Origin of the sequence: Clavibacter sp. A6099 (genome assembly GCF_021919125.1) — a bacterium.
Classification (GTDB): domain Bacteria; phylum Actinomycetota; class Actinomycetes; order Actinomycetales; family Microbacteriaceae; genus Clavibacter; species Clavibacter seminis.
Genome location: NZ_CP083439.1, coordinates 89,181 through 110,458, shown reverse-complemented (window position 1 = coordinate 110,458; position 21,278 = coordinate 89,181). Strand labels below are relative to the sequence as shown.

The 21,278-nt window shown below is 73.9% G+C and carries 21 protein-coding genes; 8 read left to right on the top strand and 13 right to left on the bottom strand.

Going from position 1 to position 21,278, the window contains the following annotated elements; translation table 11 throughout:
• The first annotated feature begins 434 nt into the window (after nucleotides 1-434).
• The 5 genes from KYT88_RS00535 to KYT88_RS00515 all read left to right on the top strand — a co-directional run bounded on the left by KYT88_RS00535 (nucleotide 435) and on the right by KYT88_RS00515 (nucleotide 4,939).
• Nucleotides 435-2,129, top strand: a complete 1,695-nt coding sequence (locus tag KYT88_RS00535; protein ID WP_051629155.1) for a ribonuclease J — start codon at nucleotides 435-437, stop codon at nucleotides 2,127-2,129.
• 45 nt (nucleotides 2,130-2,174) lie between these two features.
• Complete coding sequence (locus KYT88_RS00530) at nucleotides 2,175-3,290, top strand: phosphotransferase (protein ID WP_043582875.1); 1,116 nt, start codon at nucleotides 2,175-2,177, stop codon at nucleotides 3,288-3,290.
• Entirely contained in the window at nucleotides 3,287-3,805 is a 519-nt protein-coding gene (locus tag KYT88_RS00525) for a GNAT family N-acetyltransferase (protein WP_043582874.1), read from the top strand. Before KYT88_RS00530 ends, KYT88_RS00525 begins: the two co-directional genes overlap by 4 nt.
• The gene (locus tag KYT88_RS00520; protein WP_043582873.1) at nucleotides 3,802-4,218 is read left to right on the top strand and encodes a putative immunity protein; all 417 of its coding nucleotides are present in this window, start codon (nucleotides 3,802-3,804) and stop codon (nucleotides 4,216-4,218) included. Before KYT88_RS00525 ends, KYT88_RS00520 begins: the two co-directional genes overlap by 4 nt.
• A gap of 145 nt (nucleotides 4,219-4,363) precedes the next feature.
• Nucleotides 4,364-4,939 (top strand): GNAT family N-acetyltransferase, encoded by a 576-nt coding sequence (locus KYT88_RS00515; protein ID WP_043582871.1) that lies wholly within the window; start codon nucleotides 4,364-4,366, stop codon nucleotides 4,937-4,939.
• 9 nt (nucleotides 4,940-4,948) lie between these two features.
• Here KYT88_RS00515 and KYT88_RS00510 read toward each other — a convergent pair whose 3' ends face one another.
• From KYT88_RS00510 to KYT88_RS00485, 6 genes are all read right to left on the bottom strand, one after another.
• A complete protein-coding gene (locus tag KYT88_RS00510; RefSeq protein WP_043582869.1) occupies nucleotides 4,949-5,179 on the bottom strand; it encodes a hypothetical protein in 231 nt (76 codons plus the stop codon).
• Between the two features lie 22 nt (nucleotides 5,180-5,201).
• Nucleotides 5,202-5,864, bottom strand: a complete 663-nt coding sequence (locus KYT88_RS00505) for a response regulator transcription factor (RefSeq protein WP_119374006.1) — start codon at nucleotides 5,862-5,864, stop codon at nucleotides 5,202-5,204.
• 14 nt (nucleotides 5,865-5,878) lie between these two features.
• A complete protein-coding gene (locus KYT88_RS00500; protein ID WP_043583190.1) occupies nucleotides 5,879-7,456 on the bottom strand; it encodes a sensor histidine kinase in 1,578 nt (525 codons plus the stop codon).
• Nucleotides 7,457-7,622: 166 nt separating this feature from the next.
• Complete coding sequence (locus KYT88_RS00495) at nucleotides 7,623-8,855, bottom strand: ABC transporter permease (RefSeq protein WP_051629154.1); 1,233 nt, start codon at nucleotides 8,853-8,855, stop codon at nucleotides 7,623-7,625.
• Complete coding sequence (locus tag KYT88_RS00490; RefSeq protein ID WP_043582863.1) at nucleotides 8,852-9,559, bottom strand: ABC transporter ATP-binding protein; 708 nt, start codon at nucleotides 9,557-9,559, stop codon at nucleotides 8,852-8,854. The genes KYT88_RS00495 and KYT88_RS00490 overlap by 4 nt, the downstream gene beginning before the upstream one ends.
• The gene (locus KYT88_RS00485; RefSeq protein ID WP_237583719.1) at nucleotides 9,556-10,593 is read right to left on the bottom strand and encodes a permuted SH3 domain-containing protein; all 1,038 of its coding nucleotides are present in this window, start codon (nucleotides 10,591-10,593) and stop codon (nucleotides 9,556-9,558) included. The genes KYT88_RS00490 and KYT88_RS00485 overlap by 4 nt, the downstream gene beginning before the upstream one ends.
• Before the next feature lie 165 nt (nucleotides 10,594-10,758).
• On the opposite strand from KYT88_RS00485, the gene KYT88_RS00480 reads away from it, so the two are divergent.
• Together KYT88_RS00480 and KYT88_RS00475 are read left to right on the top strand one after the other, a co-directional pair.
• A complete protein-coding gene (locus tag KYT88_RS00480) occupies nucleotides 10,759-11,955 on the top strand; it encodes a sensor histidine kinase (RefSeq protein WP_147362301.1) in 1,197 nt (398 codons plus the stop codon).
• Entirely contained in the window at nucleotides 11,952-12,638 is a 687-nt protein-coding gene (locus KYT88_RS00475; RefSeq protein ID WP_043585989.1) for a response regulator, read from the top strand. The genes KYT88_RS00480 and KYT88_RS00475 overlap by 4 nt, the downstream gene beginning before the upstream one ends.
• A gap of 32 nt (nucleotides 12,639-12,670) precedes the next feature.
• On the opposite strand, the gene KYT88_RS00470 is transcribed toward KYT88_RS00475, so the two are convergent.
• The 7 genes from KYT88_RS00470 to KYT88_RS00440 all read right to left on the bottom strand — a co-directional run bounded on the left by KYT88_RS00470 (nucleotide 12,671) and on the right by KYT88_RS00440 (nucleotide 20,709).
• A complete protein-coding gene (locus tag KYT88_RS00470) occupies nucleotides 12,671-13,801 on the bottom strand; it encodes an acyltransferase family protein (RefSeq protein ID WP_043585987.1) in 1,131 nt (376 codons plus the stop codon).
• Between the two features lie 398 nt (nucleotides 13,802-14,199).
• Nucleotides 14,200-14,886, bottom strand: a complete 687-nt coding sequence (locus KYT88_RS00465; protein ID WP_043585985.1) for a hypothetical protein — start codon at nucleotides 14,884-14,886, stop codon at nucleotides 14,200-14,202.
• A gap of 27 nt (nucleotides 14,887-14,913) precedes the next feature.
• Nucleotides 14,914-15,399: a MauE/DoxX family redox-associated membrane protein gene (locus KYT88_RS00460; protein WP_051629332.1), complete on the bottom strand. Its 486-nt coding sequence runs from the start codon at nucleotides 15,397-15,399 to the stop codon at nucleotides 14,914-14,916.
• 122 nt (nucleotides 15,400-15,521) lie between these two features.
• On the bottom strand, nucleotides 15,522-17,678 hold the full coding sequence (locus KYT88_RS00455; RefSeq protein ID WP_237583718.1) for an iron ABC transporter permease: 2,157 nt from the start codon (nucleotides 17,676-17,678) through the stop codon (nucleotides 15,522-15,524).
• A 34-nt stretch (nucleotides 17,679-17,712) separates the two neighbouring features.
• The gene (locus tag KYT88_RS00450) at nucleotides 17,713-18,702 is read right to left on the bottom strand and encodes an iron-siderophore ABC transporter substrate-binding protein (RefSeq protein ID WP_119374280.1); all 990 of its coding nucleotides are present in this window, start codon (nucleotides 18,700-18,702) and stop codon (nucleotides 17,713-17,715) included.
• Nucleotides 18,699-19,601, bottom strand: a complete 903-nt coding sequence (locus KYT88_RS00445) for an ABC transporter ATP-binding protein (RefSeq protein WP_043585982.1) — start codon at nucleotides 19,599-19,601, stop codon at nucleotides 18,699-18,701. Before KYT88_RS00445 ends, KYT88_RS00450 begins: the two co-directional genes overlap by 4 nt.
• A 70-nt stretch (nucleotides 19,602-19,671) precedes the next feature.
• Complete coding sequence (locus tag KYT88_RS00440) at nucleotides 19,672-20,709, bottom strand: amidohydrolase family protein (protein WP_237583717.1); 1,038 nt, start codon at nucleotides 20,707-20,709, stop codon at nucleotides 19,672-19,674.
• Nucleotides 20,710-20,915: 206 nt separating this feature from the next.
• Between KYT88_RS00440 and KYT88_RS00435 the strand changes: the two genes are divergently transcribed.
• Nucleotides 20,916-21,233 carry a hypothetical protein gene (locus KYT88_RS00435; protein ID WP_237583716.1) on the top strand — a complete coding sequence of 106 codons (318 nt, stop codon included), beginning with the start codon at nucleotides 20,916-20,918 and terminating at the stop codon, nucleotides 21,231-21,233.
• Nucleotides 21,234-21,278 lie beyond the last annotated feature (45 nt).

The following is a 21,278-nucleotide window of genomic DNA, read 5'->3' as shown; positions in this document are numbered from 1 at the left end:
GCGGCGTCGCGCGGGTGATGGGCGGCCGGTCGGGCAGCCGGAGGGGGAAGGGGATCGGAGCGGGGCTCCTGCGACCAACCCTAACGTGAAGGGAGGGTTGGCGTCGCCCCGGCTCCCGGAGCGGGCGCGCGGAGTGCCCGGGCGGACTCCCCGCCCCGGGCATGGGAGACTCGACCCTGACCGCGCATCGCGCGCCGCCGCTCACCACCGCGACACGGACCCCAGCCCACACCGGCTGGTCCCTGATCCGACCGGGAGCGAGACGGCATCCGCACGACGCGCATCGCCCCCGTCGCCCGCGACCCGGCGCCGCACCACCCGTCCTCCCGGACGGCCCCCTGAACATCACCGGAGGCACCGTCTCCACGCACGAACCGCGCGAGCACGACCCGCGCACCTCGGCATCACCTGCACGACCTGACCAGAAAGGCACCATGCCTCCCACGTCCCACGCCCACGCCCTCGACATCGCCAAGCCCGGGCGCCTGCCCCGCGGCGGCCTGCGCGTCACGCCCCTCGGCGGCCTCGGCGACGTCGGCCGCAACATGACGCTGTTCGAGTACGAGGGCGAGCTGCTCATCGTCGACTGCGGCGTCCTCTTCCCCGAGGAGAGCCAGCCCGGCATCAACGTGATCCTCCCCGACTTCAGCACCCTGCGCGGGCGCCTCGACAAGATCACGGGCATCGTCCTCACGCACGGCCACGAGGACCACATCGGCGGCGTCCCCTACCTCCTGCAGGAGCGGCCCGACATCCCCGTCATCGGATCCCGGCTCACGCTCGCGTTCATCAGCGCGAAGCTCGAGGAGCACAAGATCAAGCCCGTCACCCGCCAGGTGAAGGAGGGCGACCGCATCACCGCGGGCAAGTTCGACCTCGAGTTCGTCGCCGTGAACCACTCCATCCCGGACGGCCTCGCCGTCGCGATCCGCACCGGCGCCGGCATGGTCCTGCACACGGGCGACTTCAAGATGGACCAGTTCCCGATGGACCGCCGCCTCACCGACCTCGGCGCGTTCGCACGCCTCGGCGAGGAGGGCGTGGACCTGTTCCTCACCGACTCGACCAACGCGGAGGTCCCCGGCTTCACGACCGCCGAGAAGGACCTCACGCCCGCCATCGAGAAGGTGTTCCGCACGGCGCCCAAGCGCATCGTCGTCTCCAGCTTCGCGAGCCACGTGCACCGGATCCAGCAGGTGCTCGACTCCGCCGAGCAGTACGGCCGCAAGGTCTCGTTCGTGGGCCGCTCGATGGTCCGCAACATGAAGATCGCGTCCGACCTCGGCTACCTGCGCATCCCCAAGGGCCTCGTCATCGACCTCAAGGCGCTGAACAAGCTGCCGGACGACAAGGTCACGCTCATCTGCACGGGTTCGCAGGGCGAGCCGATGGCGGCGCTGAGCCGCATGGCGCGCCGCGAGCACATCATCGAGGTGGGCGAGGGCGACACGATCCTCCTGGCCAGCTCGCTCATCCCCGGCAACGAGAACGCCATCTACGGCGTGATCAACGGCCTGATCCGCTGGGGCGCGGACGTCGTGCACAAGGGCAACGCGAAGGTGCACGTCTCCGGCCACGCCAGCGCCGGCGAGCTCGTCTATTGCTACAACCTCGTCAAGCCGCGCAACGTGCTGCCCGTGCACGGCGAGTGGCGCCACCTCGTCGCCAACGCCGCGCTCGCCGAGAGCACGGGCGTGAAGAACGCGCTCGTCATCGAGGACGGCGTGAGCGTCGACCTGGTCAACGGCCGCGCCTCCATCTCCGGCCGCGTGCCCGCGCCCTACGTCTTCGTCGACGGCATGACCATCGGCGTCGCGACCGAGGAGGCCCTCGAGGAGCGCCGCACGCTGGCCGCCGAGGGGCAGATCACCGTGCTCGGCATCTTCGACGAGAAGGAGCAGAAGCTGATCCACCCGGCCGAGCTCATCACGCGCGGCTTCGTGGAGCACGACGGCTGGATCCCCGAGGCCGAGGCCGCCATCAGCACCGCGCTCAAGAACGCGGCCGCCAAGCGCCACCTCGACGGCGTCGCCGCCGAGCGCGCCATGAGCGACGGCCTGCAGCGCTGGCTCCAGCGCCGCCACCGCCGCACGCCGGTCGTCACGGTGATCGTGGTGGACGCGGACTAGCAGGAGCCGCTCCTCGCCCCGGCGCCGCATCGGTAGCGTCGGGGCATGGACGACGAGAGGCACGCGGGGCTGACGGCCGCCGTCGCCGACCTCCTCGGCAGGCCCGTCACGGCGCTCGATGATGTGGTGCGCGAGCCGCTCGAGTACGACGCGTTCCTCGCGCACCGGTCGGTGACGCGGATCGGCGGACTGGCGCGACTCGCCGATGGGGCGGCTCTCGCGTGGACGCTCGTCGAGAAGCGCACGGAGGGGCCCGCGCTGGCCGTGCCGTACCTCGTCGCGAACGGCGCGCGCGAGCTGGCCGCCTACCGGTCGGGGCTCCTCGACGCGCTGCCGGCGGGGATCCGCGCGCCGCACGCGCTCGGGACGCTGCGGGACGCGTCCGGGGGCGTCACGCTCTGGATCGAGGAGGTGCGGCACCTCGGCCCGCGGCCGCTCGACCGCCCCGCGCTGCTCGACGCCGCGGAGGCGCTGGGCTCGCTGGCCGGGCGCTGGCTCGGTCGGCCGCCGGTGGATCCGTGGCTCTTCACCGGATGGATCGACCGGCACGCGCAGCCCGAGGCCGCCGCCGACGGCACGCGGATCCTCGCGGCACCCGGGCCCGCAGCGCGCGCCCGGCTCGGCGCGCGCATCCCCGCCGCCGCCAGGCTGCTCGCCGAGCAGGACCGCGTGCGCGGCGTGCTCGAGGCGCTGCCTCGGACGCTCTGCCACCACGACGCGACGGGCGCCAACGTCTTCCGGGACGCGGGCGGGATCGTGCTCATCGACTGGGAGTCGCTGGGGCCGGGGCCGGTGGGCGCCGACCTCGCGTCGCTGCTGTGCTCGTCGGTGCGGCGGGGCGATGCGTCCGTCGCGGACGTGGCGGCTGTGCTCGACGTCGCCGTCGACCGCTACGCGCGGGGGATCCGCTCGGCCGGGTCGGCCGTGCCGACGGACGTCGTGCGCCTCGGCCTCGACGCGTCGATGGCGCTGCGATGGAAGCTCGCGGCCGACCTCGTGGCCGCTCTCGACTCCGGATCCGCGCCGCGACGGGGCAGCCTCCCCGACGAGCCCGGCGAGGTGGCGATGGCGGAGCTCGTCGCGCTGCTCGACCTGGTGCTCGAGGCGGCGGAGCGCGCTCGGCTGACCGCCGCGGGCACCCCCTCGTACGATGCAGGGTGACCACCCGCATCCGTCTCGCCGCCTCCTCCGACCTCGATGCGCTGCAGGGGATCGAGGACGCGGCCGACCGTCTGCTCGTCGACCTGCTGGATCCTGAGGGCTGGCCGCCGGCGCCCACCGGTGCGTCGCGCGCTGCGGAGCCCGGGTTCCTGCTGGTGGCGGAGGAGGAGGCCGGGGGATCCGACACCGGGCTCGTCGGCTTCGCGCACGTCCTCGAGGTCGACGGCCTCGCGCACCTGGAGCAGGTCTCCGTGCCGCCGGAGCACGGCCGCCGCGGCCACGGGCGCGCGCTCGTCGAGGCGGCCGCGGATGAGGCCCGACGGCGCGGCCACCGGCGGATCACGCTGCGCACGTTCGCCGACGTGCCATGGAACGCGCCCGCCTACGCTCGCGCCGGCTTCGTCGAGGAGCCGCCCGCGACGCCGTTCCACGTGGCGCTCGTGGAGACGGAGGCGCGGCTCGGCCTCGACCGGCTCGGTCGGCGGATCCAGATGGGGCGCGAGCTGGACGCATGATCGACCCGACCGACCCGACGCTCGCCGAGGGTGACCGCAGGCGGCTCATCGTCTGGGCCGCGGCATGCGGAGCCCGGCTCCTCCCGGTCTTCTCCGCGGAACGCCCGGACGACGGCCGACTGCGCGACGCGATCGCGGGAGCGGCGGCCTTCGCAGACGGAGCGCTGGGCGTCGGCGCGATGCGCTCGCTCGCCTTCGCGTGCCATGCCGCCGCGCGCGACGCCGTGTCACCGGAGGCGACGGCCGTCGCACGAGCCGTCGGGCAGGCCGCGGCCGTCGCGCACATGGCCGCCCACAGCCGCGTGATCCCGCGGTACACACGGCGGGCGTTGTCGGGCGAGGCGCTCGTGGCGGAGCTGGAGTGGCAGCGCGAGAACGTGCCCGCGGACTTCGCGTCGTACGTCTTCGGGTGAGCCACGCGGATCCGCGGCGGACCCTGGTGCCCGCCTTCCGCGTCCGGCACCATGGACGCATGTCGTCGAGATGAGCGCCCGCCCCGCTCCCCCTCCACCCGCGCCCGGCCGATCCGCCCGGCGCGCCTCGACGACAGGACTCCGCATGCCCGCGCACCCCGCGCCCACCATCCGCGCCTACTCCCCCGCTGACGAGTCCGGCTGGATCCGCTGCCGCGCGCTCTCGTTCCTCGGCTCGCAGTACTTCGACGACGTGCTGCCGCGGCGCCCGGAACCGGCCGAGCCGTCGGTCGCGCTCGTCGCCGCCGATCCCGACGGCACGATCGTCGGGATCCTCGACATCGGCGTCGAGGACGCCCTCGCCACCATCGACACGGTCGCGGTCCACCCCGACCACCAGGGCCGCCGCATCGCGACGACGCTCCTCGAGACCGCCGTCCCGCTCCTCGCGGGCACCGGCGCCACCGAGCTCGACGCCTGGACCCGCGAGGATCCCGCCGCGAACGCCTGGTACCGCGGCGTCGGCTTCGTCGAGCAGACCCGCTATCTCCACGTCTTCGTGGGCGACGGCGACGACACGAGCGGCTTCACCACGCCCGAGGGCCTCGGCCGGCCGGTGCTCACGTTCCTGCACGCGGCCGTGGAGCGCGAGGCGGAGATGCGGGCGCGGTTCCGGCGCGTGCACGTGTGCCGGAGGTACGTGCAGCCGCTGGGGGGCTGATCCGGGCGGCTAGCGCGAGCGCCGCAGGGCGACGGCGAACAGGATCGCCAGAGTCGCGGAGGCGACGGCACCCAGGAGCATCACGATGCCGAGCGCCCGCGTGCCCTCGGAGGCGTCCGTCACCGTGAACGCCAGGACGCCGACCACGACCTGACCGACGGCGAGGACGGCGTGAACGCCGACGAGGACCCGGCGCGTCGTCCGGATGCGGGCGGCGGGGTCGGAGACGGGACGGGTCATGCCCCGACCGTAGAGGAGCGCATCAGCCGAGGTACGCGAGCACGGCGAGGACCCGGCGGTGGTCCTCGCCGGTGTCCTCGAGGCCGAGCTTCACGAAGATGCTCGTCACGTGCTTCTCGATCGCGCCCGTGCCGATGACCAGGGCCCGCGCGATCGCCGCGTTGGTGCGGCCCTCGGCCATGAGCGCGAGCACCTCGCGCTCGCGCGGGGTCAGCGCGGTGAGGGGATCTCGTCGTCGGGCCATGAGCTGCGTCACCACCTCCGGGTCGAGCACGGTGCCGCCGGACGCGATGCGGCGCACGGCGTCGTCGATCTCCTCGAGCCGGGTCACCCGGTCCTTGAGCAGGTAGCCGATCCCTGCCGTCCCGCTCCGGAAGACCTCCTCGGCGTAGGCGGCCTCGACGTACTGGGAGAGCAGCAGCACGCCGATCCCCGGCACGCGCCGCCGGGCCTCGACCGTGGCGCGGATCCCCTCGTCGGAGAAGGTCGGCGGCATGCGGACGTCCATCACCACGACGTCGGGGGCGTCGGCGGCGAGCGCCGCGAGGAAGCTGGCGGCGTCCGCGTGCTGGGCGACGACGTCGATGCCGGCCTCGACGAGCACGCGCGCGAGCCCCTCGCGGAGGAGCACGGCGTCGTCGACCACGACGGCCCGGATGCGCGCTGCATCCGGGCCGTCGTCCATGGTCCCGAGCGTAGTCACGCGGTGGGGTCGGGCGAGGCGCCGACCGGGCCGCCCGCGCCGGTGCCGGTGCCGGTGCGGTCGGATCCGTCGGTCGGTACGCCGTTCAGCGTCACGAGCGGGACACGCGCGGTGATCCGCGTGGGTCCGCCCTGCGGGCTGGAGATGCTCACGTCGCCGTCGAGCGCGCCGATCCGCCCGACGAGCCCCTCGAGGCCGTGGCCCTCCTGCACGGACGCGCCGCCCCGGCCGTCGTCGGTCACGCGGGCCACGAGGATCCGCGCGCCGTCGAAGTCCCGCATCAGCACCAGCGTGACGTCCGCGCGGGTCGCCTCGGAGTGCTTCGCGACGTTGGTGAGGAGCTCGCTGACGGTGAAGTAGACGTTGCGCTCGACCTCGGTCGGGAGCACCAGCTTCTCGGGCAGCTGCACGTCGAGCGCCACGGGGACGGTCGCCCGGGACGCGAGGGCCTCCAGCGCCGCGACCAGCCCGCGGTCGAGGAGGATCGGCGGGGCGAATCCGCGGGACAGCGCGCGCAGCTCCTCGAGGGTGTCGTGCGCGTGCTCGGAGGCCTCGGCGATGAGCGTCCTGGCGCGCTCCGGATCCGTGTCCAGCGCGCGCTCGGCGGCCGCGAGGTCCATGCGCAGCCGCACGAGGCGCTGCTGCGGTCCGTCGTGCAGGTCGCGCTCGATCTGGCGGAGCGTCTGCCCCTCGGCCGTCACGGCACCGGCGCGGGACTGCTCGAGGCCCTGGACGCGGCGCTCGAGGGCGTCCGACTTGAAGCCGCCGAGGAGGGCGTGGTCGACCCAGTAGTGGGCGAGCACGGCGCCGCGCGCCCAGAGCGGGAGCAGCACGACGGACAGGACCATCGCCACCACGCCGATCGCGACCGCGAGGGCCTCGGTGCGCCCCGTGTCGAAGCCGCGCTCCGTGAGGTAGGGGTCGATGCGCCAGTCGAGCGCCATCAGGGCGAAGACGCCCGCGATGGGCCCGAGGAACCCGGCGAGCAGGATGGCGCCCGCGCCGAGCGTGACGATGGCCACGAGCGGGTAGACGACGACCGCGTGCAGCAGGTGCAGCCAGTAGTGCGGGTTGGCGACCGCGGACAGGAAGCGCATGGCCCGGTTCTGCGTCCACCGCGGCGTCCAGTCGACCGGGCGGATCGGCCGGGGCTCGGCCCACCCGATGCGGATCCGCTCGACGGCGCCGAGCCCGCGCGCCGCGAACAGCGCCCCGAAGAGCACGACGGAGAGCGCGAGCGCCGCGAACAGGCCGGTCGCCGACCAGAGGAGCTGGTCGATCAGGCCGAAGACGATGTTGGGGAGCGCGAGGTAGACCGTGGCGCACAGCGCCGCGGTCAGGAGCAGGTACCCGATGTCGCGGGGGAAGCGCCGCCAGGCGGAGGAGTAGAAGGAGCGGCGGCGATCGCGGGGAGCGGGGGCGTCGTCCGGATCCACGTCCTCGCTCCCGCCCGCGGCATCGGACGGAGGCCCGCCGGCGTCGGACGCGTCGGACGCGTCGGCGGCTTCCGGGAAGAGCTCTTCGGGTGGCACGGGCGTCGATTCGGCCTCGGTCGCGGATGGTGTGGTGTTCATGTTCCCAGCCTCGCGAGCGACGGGCACGTCGCCCATCCTGCTCGCTCCCGGATCGGGGGTGGGGAATGCCCCCGTACGGTGGGGCCCCGCCGTACGACGGACGGGCGCCCGTAGGAGACGGACGCCCGTGTGGAGCCGGGCGGAATGATCCCCGCCCGGCCCCGTCTCAGTACCGGATCGCGTCGATCACGGACACCCGAACCGCGACCAGCGCCGGCAGCAGCCCCGCGATCGCGCCGACCGCGAGCGACACCCCGAGCCCGAGGAACGCCGCGGAGAGCGGGAACGGCGGGAACCGGGTGACGCCCGAGGCGACGTGCGAGAGGATCCACGGGTTCTTCACGATCGCGACGGCGACCACGACGCCGATCACGCCCGCGGCGACCGTGGCGACGATGCTCTCCATCATCACGGCGAAGAAGATCCGGCCCGCGCTCGCGCCGAAGCTGCGACGCACGCCGATCTCGCGGATCCGCTGCCGCACGGTGACGAGCGAGATGTTCACCAGGCTGAGCGCCCCGAGGAGCATGACCAGGCCGGCCACCGCGCCCACGAGGATCTTCAGGGACTGCAGCGGGTCGTAGGAGAAGACGCCGCGATCGTGCCGCTCGACGTCGACCTGCACGCCGTCGGGGACGGAGGACGCCAGGTCGGAGCGGATCGCCGTCGCGAGCCCGGGGGCCTCGTGCTCCGGGACCCAGAACTCCATCTGCGGGAGCATGGCGTCCAGCGCGTCAGTCGTCAGCACCTGCGTGGCGGTGTCGGGCAGCACGTACATCGACGGCGGCTCGGTGGCGTCCTGGGCGGGGATGACGCCCACGACCACGGCGGTGCGCTCCCCCTGCGCCCCCTGCAGGACGACCGTCGGATGGGTGGCGACGTCGGGCGAGCCCAAGGTCGCGAGGAAGGCCTGGTTGACGACGATGCTCGGGGCGAGCGCGTCGGCGTCCTGGTCGTCGAACCACCGGCCCTTGGTGACGTCGACGCGGTGGATCTCGCCGTAGTCGGCGTCGACGATGGTGGTGCGCACGTCCGTCGCCCCCTTCGGGAGCTCGACCTGGACGTCCGAGTAGCCGACCGTGGTCGATCGGGTGATCCCGAACCGGCCCGAGGCCTGCGCGAGGAGGGCGCGCTGGTCCGCGTACGGCAGGCTCACGTTCCCCTCGGGCTTCATGGTCACCGAGAGCGTCGCCGGCTGGCCGGTCTGCCGGTCCATCTTCTCGGTCTGCGCCTGCTGCACGACCGCGCCGAGGCCGACGACGGAGGTGATCGCGGCGACCGCGACCGCCACGCCGATGAGGGAGAGGAGGACACGGGTGCGGTGGATCCGCAGCTCCGTCCAGGCCTCGACGACGGCGCCGACGAGGCCGGTGGCCATGCGCTTCAGTGCTGCGTTCATGCGCGGCTCCCGCCGGTGAGGGCCTCGGCGCGGGCGAGGACGCCCATCTCGAGGCGGTGGTGCCGATCCGCGCGGGCCGCGACGGTCGGGTCGTGCGTGATCGTGACCAGCGCCGCGCCGGACGCGTGCGCGACCTCCGCCAGCAGGGTCATCACCGTCGCGCCGGTCTCGATGTCGAGCGCGCCGGTCGGCTCGTCCGCCAGGATCAGCCGCGGCGACCGCACCAGGGCCCGCGCGATCGCGACGCGCTGCTGCTCGCCGCCGGACATCGTCTCCGGCATGGAATCGATGCGGTGGCCGAGGCCGACCCGCTCGAGCATGTCCGCCGCGATCGACGCCCGGCGCCAGAACGAACGGCCCGTCGAGTAGAGCAGCGGGGTCATCACGTTCTCCCGGGCCGTGCGGCCCTGCAGCAGGTTGAACTGCTGGAAGATGAACCCGATGTCGCCCCCGCGGGCCCGGTCGCGCCGGGAACCGGACACGCGCGCCATCGGGACGTCGTCGAGGTAGACCTCACCTGTGGTCGGGGTGTCGAGCAGGCCGAGGATGTTCAGCAGGGTCGACTTCCCGGATCCCGAGCGGCCCACGATCGAGACGTGGTCGCCGACGGAGACGTCGAGGTCGACGCCGTGGAGGATCGTGAGCGGCTCGTCATCCGGACGCTCGACCGTCCGGGTCACCTGCTCGAGACGGATCAGGCTCATCCGCCGTACCCGCCCGTCGTGCTCGCGTCGTCGGTCTTCGGCGCCGGGGCGCCGGGGACGAACTCGAGGACCTGGTCGCCCTCGTTCAGGCCCGAGGTGATCTGGACGACCGTGCCGTCGCTGATCCCGAGGCCGACGGCCCGCTCCTCCGGTGCGCCGGTCGCCGAGGGCAGCCAGACGTTGCCCGTGTCGACGAGGCCCTCGACCGCGGTTGTCGGGAGGGTCAGCACGTCGGACGCCTGCCCGGCGGGGATCGTGATCTCCGCGGCGAGCCCCGGGAAGACCCGGGCGCCGGCGGGCACGGCGCAGGAGACGACGCCGCTGGAGGAGCCGGCGTCGCCGCCGCTCGCGGACCCAGCGGATCCGGTGCCGGTGCCGCCCGACGTCCCCGTCGCGGTGCCGGTCGATGCCGCCGGCTGGCCGATCCGGAGGTCGGTGCAGTCGAACGGGGCCGGGCCCGAGGTGATGGCGACCTTCGCGGCCGTCGGCTGCGTGACGAGCCGGTACTGCTCCTCGGCCGTCAGCGGCGCGGTGGCGCGGAAGGTGGTCGGCGAGACCTGGCCGACGGCGTCGCCGACGGCGACCTCCTGGCCGACCAGCACGCCGAGCGAGGAGAGGGTCCCCGCGGCGGACGCGGTCACGGTCTGCGTGACGACCTTGGGCTTCGGCTGCGTGACGCTGCCATCCGCGGCGACCACCGGGTCCGCCGCCGTCTCCTGGCGGATGACGAGGATCGGGTCGCCGGCCTTGACGGTCGCGCCCTGACCGGCGACGAGCTTCGAGACCTTGCCCTGCAGCGTCGCCTTCACGGCCACGTCCGGATCCGGCTGGATGCTGCCCTTCACGGTCACGTCGTTGACGACCGTGCCGATCTTCGCGGCCACCTGCGACTGCACCACCGAGCCCGTCGGCGTCTCGGCGGTCTCCTCCGTCGCCTGGCCGACGAACGCCATGCGGACGAGCGCGACCGCGATCGCCGCCAGCACCACCAGCCTCGTCATCGGGAATACCCACTTGCGCCAGACGCTCACCATCGCTCCTTCTCCGGCGGCCCGTGGTGGTCCGCTCGGTCGCTTCCGACGCTACGAACGGGGGTGCTCGCGCGGGATCGGTCGAACGGCCAGGACCGTCAGCCGGATGGCCATTCCCGCGTCCCGCCGTAGGTGCGCCACGAGCGGGGACATACGGTTGCCCCTGTGATGAGGTTCTTGACGAGCAGGAGGTCCTGGCGGCGCGATGCCGGCCTCGTCCTGCTCGCCTTCGGGGCCATCTCCGCGGGGAGCCTGCTCGCCATCGCCCTGGGCCTCCGGGAGGCCCAGGTCCTCCTCATCGCCGTGGCCGGAGCCCTCGCGGCGGGAGCCTGGTTCACGACGGGACGATCTCCGCGCGCCTCCCTGGTCCTCATCCCCGTGCTCGTCTACGCCCTGGAATGGCAGGTGGACCTCACGGACCTCGAGGCGCTGCTGCTCCGGTCGCTGGCCGTCCTGGTCGTCGCCTTCCGCGCCGCGATCGAGGGCGTCCGCTGGGCGGTGCTCCTGCCTCTCGTCGCCTTCGGCGCGTTGCTGTGCATCTACGACCCCGCTGCGAACTACTCGGGGCTGCTCGATGTCCCCCGGCATCTCCTGGACGATCCCGTCCCGCGGACCCTGCTGATGGTGCTGCTGGCGGTCGTCATCGCACTCGGCAGCATGATCCACCGGCAGCGCGAGGCGGCTCTAGTCGCGACGCGGCGCGACGAGGCGCTGAAGGAGACCGAGCGCGAACGCGACGCCGCGAAGGTGCGCACCGCCGTGGCCCGCGACCTCCACGACACCGTGGCTCACCACGTCAGCGCCATCGTCATCCGCGCGCAGGCCACCCTCCGCACCTCCTCCGACGATCCCGACGCGCTCCGCCGGACGCTCGAGGCGGTCGTCGCCGACGGCGGCGAGGCGCTCACCTCCATGCGCCGGGCCGTCACCCTGCTGCGCTCCCCCGACGCCGCGACGACGCGCCCGCAGGGATCGCCCGTCGAGCGGCTGGATCGCGTCGTCGAGACGGTGCGGTCGACGGGCGTCTCCGTCGAGGTGTTCGGCGCGCTCGAGGGACCCGAGTACGCGCAGAACGCGCTCGTCGAGGTCGCCAGAGAGGCGCTCACCAACGTCATGAAGCACTCGGAGGGACGGCACGTGACCATCGACTTCCGCCATCGGGACGGATGGTTCCACGCCGTCGTCGACGACGAGGGTCCCGCCCGTCACCGCGAGACGGGTGCGCCCGGCTTCGGCATCGTGGGCATGTCCGAGCGCGCCATGTCCCTCGGCGGGAGCCTCCGCTCGGGGCCGACCGCCGAGGGCGGCTGGCGGACCGTCCTGTCGATCCCCCTCGAGGAGACCCGAGAGGCGGCCGACCGATGAGCGGGACGATCACGATCGTCGTGGCCGACGACCAGCCGGTGATCCTCTTCGGGATCCGCGCGATGCTCGAGTACGAGACCGACTTCACCGTCGTCGCGACCGCGGCCAACGGGCGGCTCGCGGTCGAGGCCGCGGCCGAGCACCGGCCGGACGTCGTCGTGATGGACATCCGCATGCCCGAGCTCGACGGCATCGCGGCCACCCGCCGCATCCTCGACGCGCAGACCGCCGGCGCGGTGCTCATGATCACCACCTTCGACGACGAGGAGTACCTCCTCGACAGCGCGCGGGCGGGCGCATCCGGCTTCCTCCTCAAGGACGCCGGCGCCGATGTGCTGGCCGCCGCCGTGCGCAGCGCCGTCCGCGGGGATGCGCTCATCGACCCCGCCATGACCCGCGGCCTCCTGCAACGCCGCATCGACGCGACCCGCGTCTCCGATCCCGTGAAGACCGCTCAGCTCGACACGCTCACCGAACGCGAGCGCGACGTCCTCGCGGCGCTCGTCGACGGGCTCAGCAACCTCGAGATCGCCGGCCGGCTGTTCATGAGCGAGGGCACCGTGAAGTCCCACGTGAGCGCCATCCTCGCCAAGTCGGAGTCGCGGAGCCGCGTCGGCGCCGCCGTCTTCGCGTACGAGAGCGGCTTCGTCGTGCCCGGGGAGGGCGACCGCCGCGGAGCGTGACCTCCGCGCGGCCGGCTCGACCGATCCCCGCGTCACGCGACGCGGACGCGCCGGTCGAGCCGCAGCACCAGGCGCTGGGCGGGGATCTCCACGTAGCGGTGAAGGATCCACGCGAGCGAGAGCGCGAGGAGGAACGCGCAGAGCATCAGCGCGGTGGCCTCGGGCCAGGGCAGGACCGGCTGGCCGTCCGGCCACGGGGACGACACGGACCAGATGACGAGCACGTGGACGAGGTAGAACGCGAACGACACCTGGCCGAGCACCTGCCACCGCGGGCCCGCGAGGAACGTCCGGCCGCCGCGGGCGTCGACGTGCGCGAGGGAGGCGATGAGGAGCGCGTAGGCGCCGACCTCCACGACGTGCCCGGGCTGGATCCAGCTCCCGTCGTTCGCGGGGAGCATGGCGAGGATGGAGGCGGCGTAGCCGACGACGGCCAGGAGGACCGCAGCGCGCAGGCGCGGCGGCGCCCACCGGTGCTCGCGCATGAGGACCGCCGCCGCCATGCCGACCACGAACTCCGGAAGGCGCAGGAGCGGGGTGGAGTCCCCGTCCATCGGCAGCGGCGACGCGGCGCCGATCCCCGGCGCCAGGAGCGCCACCGCGAGGCACCCGACGACCACGAGCCCCAGCGTGCGCGCCGACCGGCCGGACAGCAGGCGCATCAGCACGGGGAAGAGCAGGTAGAAGAACGCCTCGCAGGCGAGCGACCAGCTCACGGGGTTGCCCGCCTGCCACCAGTCGCGGCTCCACGGGTTCACCAGCAGCACATTCGCCGCCAGGGGGACGGGCCCGTCCGTCCGGATGCTCGGCACGAGCGTCGCCGCGACCACGAGCGCCAGCACGATCCCGACCAGGTGCAGCGGGTACACCCGCGCCAGCCGCCGGATGTAGAAGGAGCGCGTCGAGCGACCCGCGACGTGACCCCAGGCGAGCACGAACCCGGACAGGACGAAGAACATGGTGACGCCGGAGCGGCCGCCCGTGAAGGCGCCCATCCAGGGCATGGCGGCCGGATCCGCGAAGTAGCGGACGACGAGGATGTGGAAGCCGAAGATCGTCACCGCGGTGACCCACCGCAGTCCCGTCAGGGAGGGCAGGAGCGGCGCCGCACCGGGCGCCGCCTGCGGCAGCGGGAGGGCGGTCGGGAGTCGGAGGGAGGACATGCTCCGAGCGTGATCGCGCCGCTCCCGCCGCGGATCGGCCGCGCGACCACGGGTCCGGGCCGCTCGACCAGGCCTCCCGAGCCGGACGACCGATCCGGCGTCGGCTGCTCGGGGGACCCCGGGACCCGCGCCGGACTACCGCCCGCGAGCCGCCCGCCCGCGCCACAGCAGCCACACGAAGTACGGCGTGCCGACGAGCGCGGTCACGAGGCCGGCGCCGAGCTGGCCCGGGGCGATCTGGCCGGGGCGTTCACGGTGCGGCCGAGCGGGTCGAGAGATCGAGCCGGCGCGGCGCACCGGCTCCGCGTGAGGCGGACGGGGTGCCTACTCATCCAGCTCAGCACGCATTCCGGGAAATCGGCGTGATCGACCGCGGGGAGCACCTCACCTTGGACGCATCAACACTCGTAGTACCACTCCTTGCAGTGCGCGGCCGAGCAGTAATTGCACCATACGGCGACGCAGGCTATGAAGACCGGGATCTCGGGGAAGGTGAACGCACAGGGTCCGCAGCATTCGAACAGCCCTTGGAAGTCATATCGGCAACACGTGCCGATCGCGTTGCCGAGGACGGTGCAGCAGCTCGAAGCCGCGTCCGCCGCCTCTATGCTGCCCGATTCACCGGAGGCCATCATCTTGGCGTGAGCCGCCGGTACGAGGTCTCGGACGATATCGTCTGCGCCGGCCCAGAGCGTCTGCACCGCCTGGCGATTCAGATGCCCCGTTCCGAACTCCTTCGTCAGCACGAACACGGCGTGCGCGTCCAAGATCAGGGAGCACTTGCCAACCCTGTTGCCGCGAGTGTTGACCGACACGGTGGCCTGCGATACCGCCGAGGCCACCACGTCCGGCGCATACCCCTCCTGTATCGCCGCCGCTGTTGCCGCCCGATGGAGGACCGTCAGGTCATCGGCACCTGCCGTGGCAGTCGCCGCGAGCGGCTGCAGGTACCAGGGATGGTCTGACTCACGGATGGGTGACGCCGAAACCGGTGAGGCGGACGCCGCGAATGATCGGACCTGTCCGGTTGCCGTGAGCGCCGCTGCCCCGATGAGGCCCCTCAAGATGCTGCGTCGAGTCGACATGCGAATACCTTTCGATCTGAATGGTGATCATCTTCCGATTGCACGATACGAATGGGAGCTGATTGCGACGACAAGGAGGCACCCGCATGTCACGAGGATGATCTCGCCGGAATACTCCGGCGCCGCGGATGACATTCCAGCCACCGCCAGCGAAGCGAGAATGACATTGCGGACGATGAGGATCGGTGAGACGCGACCGCTTCCCGCGCAGCCGCAATCGTTCTCGAGGCCACGGAGCAGAGAGGATGCGATGGCGACAGTGAATGCGGCGAGCAGCAGGAGCAGGACGCACCCCGTCCCGGCGGGCCATAGCCCAGCGGCGAAGAACAAGCCGGCGACGAACTCGACGGGAGGCAGCGTTGCGGCGAGGAACCTGGCTTGACGCGGTCCGACGATCTTGTAACCCATGATCTGAGACCAGAAGTGTCGAGACCGGCTCAGTTTCGCGCTGCCCGTCCAGACGAAGAATCCACCTGCGCACATGCGGGCGATGACCAGCAGCGTCCCCAGCATGAGCGTCCCCACAACACGGGCGAGGTAGGCGAAGAGGCCCGCGCACGAGAAGCTAGGTCATCCCCAGCCGCCGTGACGTGTCCTTCCACAACCTCGAGGTCGGCCGTGCCACGATCGCCCCGCTACCGCCCGCGCGACGCCCGCCCGCGCCACAGCAGCCACACGAAGTACGGCGTGCCGACGAGCGCGGTCACGAGGCCGGCGCCGAGCTGGCCGGGGGCGATCACGGTGCGGCCGAGCAGGTCGGCGAGGGTCACGAGGGCGGCGCCCAGCAGGATCGCGACGGGCACGACGCGCACGTGGCGGGATCCGACGAGCGCGCGGGCGGCGTGCGGCGCGACCAGGCCGACGAAGCCGATCACGCCGACCGCGGCGACCGCCGTCGCCGTGAGCACCACCGCGATCGAGAGGGCGAGCAGGCGCGAGCGGCCGAGCGAGACGCCGAGCAGGCGCGGGGTGTCGTCGTCGAGGGCCACCAGATCCAGCATCCTGTGGCGCGGGGCCGCGACCGCCACCGCGAGCACGAGGGCGGCGAGCACCGGCAGGGCGTCGTCGAAGCCGCGGCCGTAGGTGGATCCGGAGAGCCAGGTGAGCGCCTTCGCGCCGTTGAACGGGTCCGTGAGCACGATGATCATGCTGATAGCCGCCGCCGTGCCCGCCGAGACGCCGACGCCGATGAGCACCAGCCGGTTCTGCGGGAAGCCGCCGCGCGCCGCGAGGCCGAAGACGACGACCGCCGCGGCGAGCGCCCCCAGCCCGGCCGCGCCGGCGATGCCCCAGCCCGACGCGAGCGGCGCGGTCGTCACGAACAGCACGGCGCCGAGGCCCGCGCCGCCCGAGACGCCGAGGATCGCGGGATCTGCGAGCGGGTTGCGGGTCACGGCCTGCACGAGCACGCCGGCGAGCGCGAGCGCCGCGCCCGCGAGCACGGCGGCGAGCACGCGGGGCACGCGGGTGTCGAGCACGTAGCTGACGACGGGGCCGGCGGTGCCGCGGATCCCGTTGACGAGGTCGCCGAGGAGCAGCTTCGCGTCGCCGAGGAGCACGGACGCGAGGAGCAGGCCAACCAGGACGAGCACCAGCGCGCCGACCACGAGCGCGGCGCGCCGGCGGGTGATCACGCCGTGGCGCTCGGTGGGCGCGGGCGTCGCGCTGTCGCGGGTGCGCACGGCCAGCACGACGAGCACGATCGCGCCGATGAGGGAGGTGACGAGCCCGGTCGGCACCGCGACCGACGCCTCGGCGCCGACGACCGCGCGCAGCAGCACGTCGGCGAGCAGCACGACGGCCGCGCCCATGAGGCCGGCGATGGGGACGAAGACCCACGAGCGGCGCACGCCCGGCACGAGCCGGCGCAGCGGCCGCACGAACGCGGGCGCGTAGAGGCCCACGAAGCCGATGGGCCCGGCGACCGTCACGGCGGCGGCGGCGAGCAGCACCGAGGCGAGCACGGCGATCACGCGGGTCGCACGCACGTCGACGCCGAGGCTGCGGGCGGCGTCGTCGCCGAGCCCGAGCGCGTCGAGCCGGCGGGTGATGAGGAGCAGGATCCCGAGCGCGACGACCACGACGGGCGCCATCTGCGCGACCGCGTCGAAGCCGTTCTGGCCGATGCCGCCCTGGCCCCAGCGGTAGAGGCCGGAGGTCTGCTGCGGGAAGAGGAGGAGGAGCGCGCTGGTCACGGATCCGAGGCCCAGCGCGAGCGCGCTGCCCGCGAGCACGAGGCGCACGGTGCCGGATCCGAGGCCCGAGACCGCGAGCACGATGGCCGCCGCGACGAGCCCGCCGACGAACGCGACGCCCGCACCCGCGAGCACCGGCAGCGTGAGCCCGGTGACCGCCGCGACGGCGAGCGCCGCGTAGGCGCCCGCGTTCACGGCGAGCGTGTCGGGCGAGGCGAGCACGTTGCGGCTCACCGTCTGCAGGGCGGCGCCGGCCGCCCCGAGGGCGAGGCCCACGAGGATCCCCGCGGCCATGCGCGGCAGCCGCGACGCGACCACGACGGATGCGTCGCCCGGCGTCGCGCGCCCGGTGAGCGCCTGCCACACCTCGCGCGGGCCGACCGCGGCGGTGCCCTGGGTGACGTCGATCACCGCGAGCACCGCCACGACCAGCGCGAGGAGGGCGACGACCGCGACCGCCCGCACCGGGATCCGGCCGGCCCCGTCGGCGCGCGTGACCGCGGCGAGCGACGGGGCGGGGTCCGGGATCGACGCCGCGGCGGCGGACGCGGGAGGCGCGTCGGCCGACGGGGGCGCGGTGCGGACGGGAGCGGTCATCGGTTCAGCGGGATGCGGGTCGGCCGGGCGCGGGTCAGCCGGCCAGCAGGTCGGTGACGGCCTTCGCGTACGCCGTCATCGACGCCGGGCCGCCGAACGCCCAGATGCCGTCGGGCATGCGGTGCACGTCGCCCGCGGTCACGAACGGGAGCGACTGCCACACGGCGTTGCCCGCCAGCGTGGAGGCGAACGGGTCGTCGCCCTGCGTGGAGTTGGAGTTGTAGAGGAACTGCACGTCGCCGACGGTCGTGAGGCCCTCGACGTCGGTGGATCCGAGGCCGTAGGCCGGGTCGACCTCGCCGGTCCACGCGTTCTCGAGGCCGAGCTCGGTGGTGACGTCGCCGATCAGCGAGCCCGTGCCGAACGGGCGGATGGTGACGGCGCCGGCGTCCACGTACGCGTCGGCGAACAGGAACTTCGAGCCCGCGAGCCCGGCCGCGTCGAGCTTGGCCTTCGCGTCGGACACGGCCTGGTCGTAGCCGTCGATGACCTTCGTCGCCTGGTCCTCGGTGCCCGTCGCCTTCGCGATCAGCTCGAGGTTGTCCTCGCTCTGCTGGATCTGCTTGCTGCCGTCGGCCGAGTTCACCTGCAGCACGGGCGCGATGGCCTTCAGCTGCGTGAACGCGTCGGCCGGCAGGTCGGTGGTCGCGACGATGAGGTCGGGCGCGAGCGACGCGATGGTCTCCACGCTCGGCTCGCCGCGCGTGCCGATGTCGGCGGGCTCGTTCACGAGCGGGACGGCGGACGACCAGGCGCTGTAGCCGGCCACGTCCGCGACGCCGACGGGATCCACGCCCAGCGACACGAGGTTCTCCACGACGTTCCACTCGGTGCCGACGACCTTGGTCGCGGGCCCGTCGAGCGTGACCTCCGCGCCGGTGCCGTCGGTGAGCGTGATCTGCTCGCCGGCCGGCGTCGCGCCGGCGCCGGTGGACGCCTCCTCGGTGGTGCCGCATGCGGTCAGCGTGAGCGCTGTCGCGGCGGCGAGGGCGGTCATCGCCAGGGTTCGTCGTCTCGTGATCACGGGTGGAGCCTCTCGTTCCTGTGGTGGTGGCGGGCGACCGCGCGGGTGCGCAGGCTGCCCGTCGTCGGGTCCGCGTGGACCTCGACGGGGATGCCGTAGACCTCGGTGAGGAGGTCGGGGGTCAGCACCTCGGATGGGGTGCCGGTCTTGACGATCCGGCCGTCGGAGAGCAGCGCGACGGTGTCGGCGAGCGCGGCGGCCTGATCGAGGTCGTGGAGGACGACGCCGACGGCGATCGATGCGTCATCGGCGAGGTCGCGCACCAGGTCGAGGAGCTCGACCTGGTAGCGGAGGTCGAGGTACGTGGTGGGCTCGTCGAGGAGCAGCACGCCCGTCTCCTGGGCGAGGCAGCTCGCGAGCCAGACGCGCTGGAGCTGGCCGCCGGAGAGCTGGTCGACCCCGCGGTCCGCCAGGGCGACGAGGCCCGTGAGGTCGAGCGCGCGATCCACGGCCGCCCGGCCGTCGGGATCCGCCCCGCCGAAGCGGCCGCGGTGCGGGTAGCGGCCGAACTCGACGACGTCGCGGACGCTCAGGCCGCCGGGCGTCGGCCGGCCCTGCGTGAGGAGGGCGACGCGGCGGGCGAAGCGGCGGAGGGAGAGATCGAGGGCGTCGGACTCGCCCGCCTCCGCGCCTTCCTCGCGCAGCACCAGCGATCCGGAGCGCGCCGCCTGGAGGCGCGCCATCGTGCGCAGCAGCGTCGACTTCCCGCTGCCGTTCGGCCCGACGAGCGCGGTGACGCAGCCCGGTCGGATCTCGAGCCCGGCGCCGTGCACGACCTCCGTGTCGCCGTACGCGACCGTGATGTCGCGGGCCTCGAGGGCGGAGGCGACGGGTGACGCGGGCGTCGGGTCCGGGTCCGCGGCGCGCGCGATCGGGGCGGTGGAGGCGGCGGAGGTCACGATAGGTGAGGTTAGCCTAACCTCACGTCGAGGGACAACCCGTGGTCGGCGGAAGGGTGCCGTCGGCCGCTCATGCCCGCCGCGGCAGGTCCACCGCACCCAGCCGGTGCGCCCCGCGCAGCCACGCCACCAGCTCCCCGGCGGTGGCGTCGGCGGACGACGGCAGCGGATCCGCGTTCGCCAGCGCGTGCGCGATGCCGCCGGGCGCGCTGCCCAGCACCGCGTCGAGCAGCGCCGGGCCCCGCAGCCCGACCTCGCCGAGCAGCTCGACCTCCCGCGCGTTCAGGCCCACCGGGAGGTCGCCGTTGCCGAGGTCGGTGCCGTACGCGGTCCGGCCGCCGAGGGCGACGTACCGGCGGGCGTTCTCGAGGGCCGTCGCGAGGTCGGCGCCGTCGTGGATCGACAGGGTCGAGATCCAGAGCACGTCCCGCGTCGCGGACTCGCGCAGCGTGGCGTCGTCGAGCCGCTCGGTCCACGGCACGTGCACGAGCACGTCGGCGCCCGCCCGGATCGCGCGCGCCGCCTGCCCCGCGCCCTCTGCGTGCACGGCCGCGGGCAGCCCGGCGGCGTGCGCGGCGTCGACCAGCGCGGCCAGCACGTCGTCGGCGAGGAGCGGACCGCCGTCGTGCAGCACGATCTTCACCGCGCCGGATCCGCCCGCCCTGGCCTCCGCGACGGCCGCCGCCGCGTCCTCCGCGCGCGCCACCTCGCGCACCGCGGCCGCGTGCGCCCACGCGCGATCCGACGGGTAACCGCCCAGGGCGGTGTGGAACGGACCGGCGTAGCGGACCGCGACTCCCTCCGGCGGACGGGCCGCGATGCGGGCGATCTCCGCGGGGTCCCACCCGAGGTCGACCACCGCCGTGACGGGCGATCCGGCGAGCGCCGCGTGATCCACGAGCCCGAGGTGCACGTGCCGGTCGACGACGCCGTCGCTGATCGCCAGGTCGAGCCGCCCGAGCACCGCCTCGGCGGGGTCGGCGAGCGTCACGCGACCGCCGGCGATCCACACGGCGACGTCCCGGTGGATCCGCTCGAGCCGCAGCTCCCGCACGCGCCACACGCCGCCGCGGGCGTCGCGTGCGGCTTCGACGGCGTCGTGGTCCATGCGCCTCCCGGGTCCCGCCGAACCTAGCGCGCCGCGGCATGTGCAGGAGCCGCGCCACCGGATCCGCGCGGCCCGTAGCCTCGTGCCCCTCCCGTCCGAGCCGCAGCACGAGGTCCCATGCCGCACGCCCCGCACCCGCGCACGCCGCCCGGCGTACGCCCGGCGCACCCCGGCCGTCGGCGCCGCACGCCCCCGGGAGCCCGCGCGTGCTGAGCAGCCCCGACCGCGACGACGACCTCCTGCAGGAGCGGCTCCGCGCGCTGCACGACGTGTGGCCCGGGGATCCGGGCGACGACGACCCGCTCCGAGCGATCCGACGCACGACGGCCGCCGCGGACGCCGGCGGGCCCCACGCGCCGCGACCGGCCGGCCCGCTCCGCCTGGCGTGCCGCGCGATCCTCCGCCGCCTCGGCGCCAGTGCGGCCGGCCTGCCGCTGGCGCCCGCCGCGGATGCGCCCGACGCGCATCCCACGCCCCCCGCGGATCCGCCGCCCGCCACCGATCCGGCGCCGCACCACCCCTGACCTGCCCCTCACGCCGTCCCCGCATCGCTACCGTGGACCCGTGCC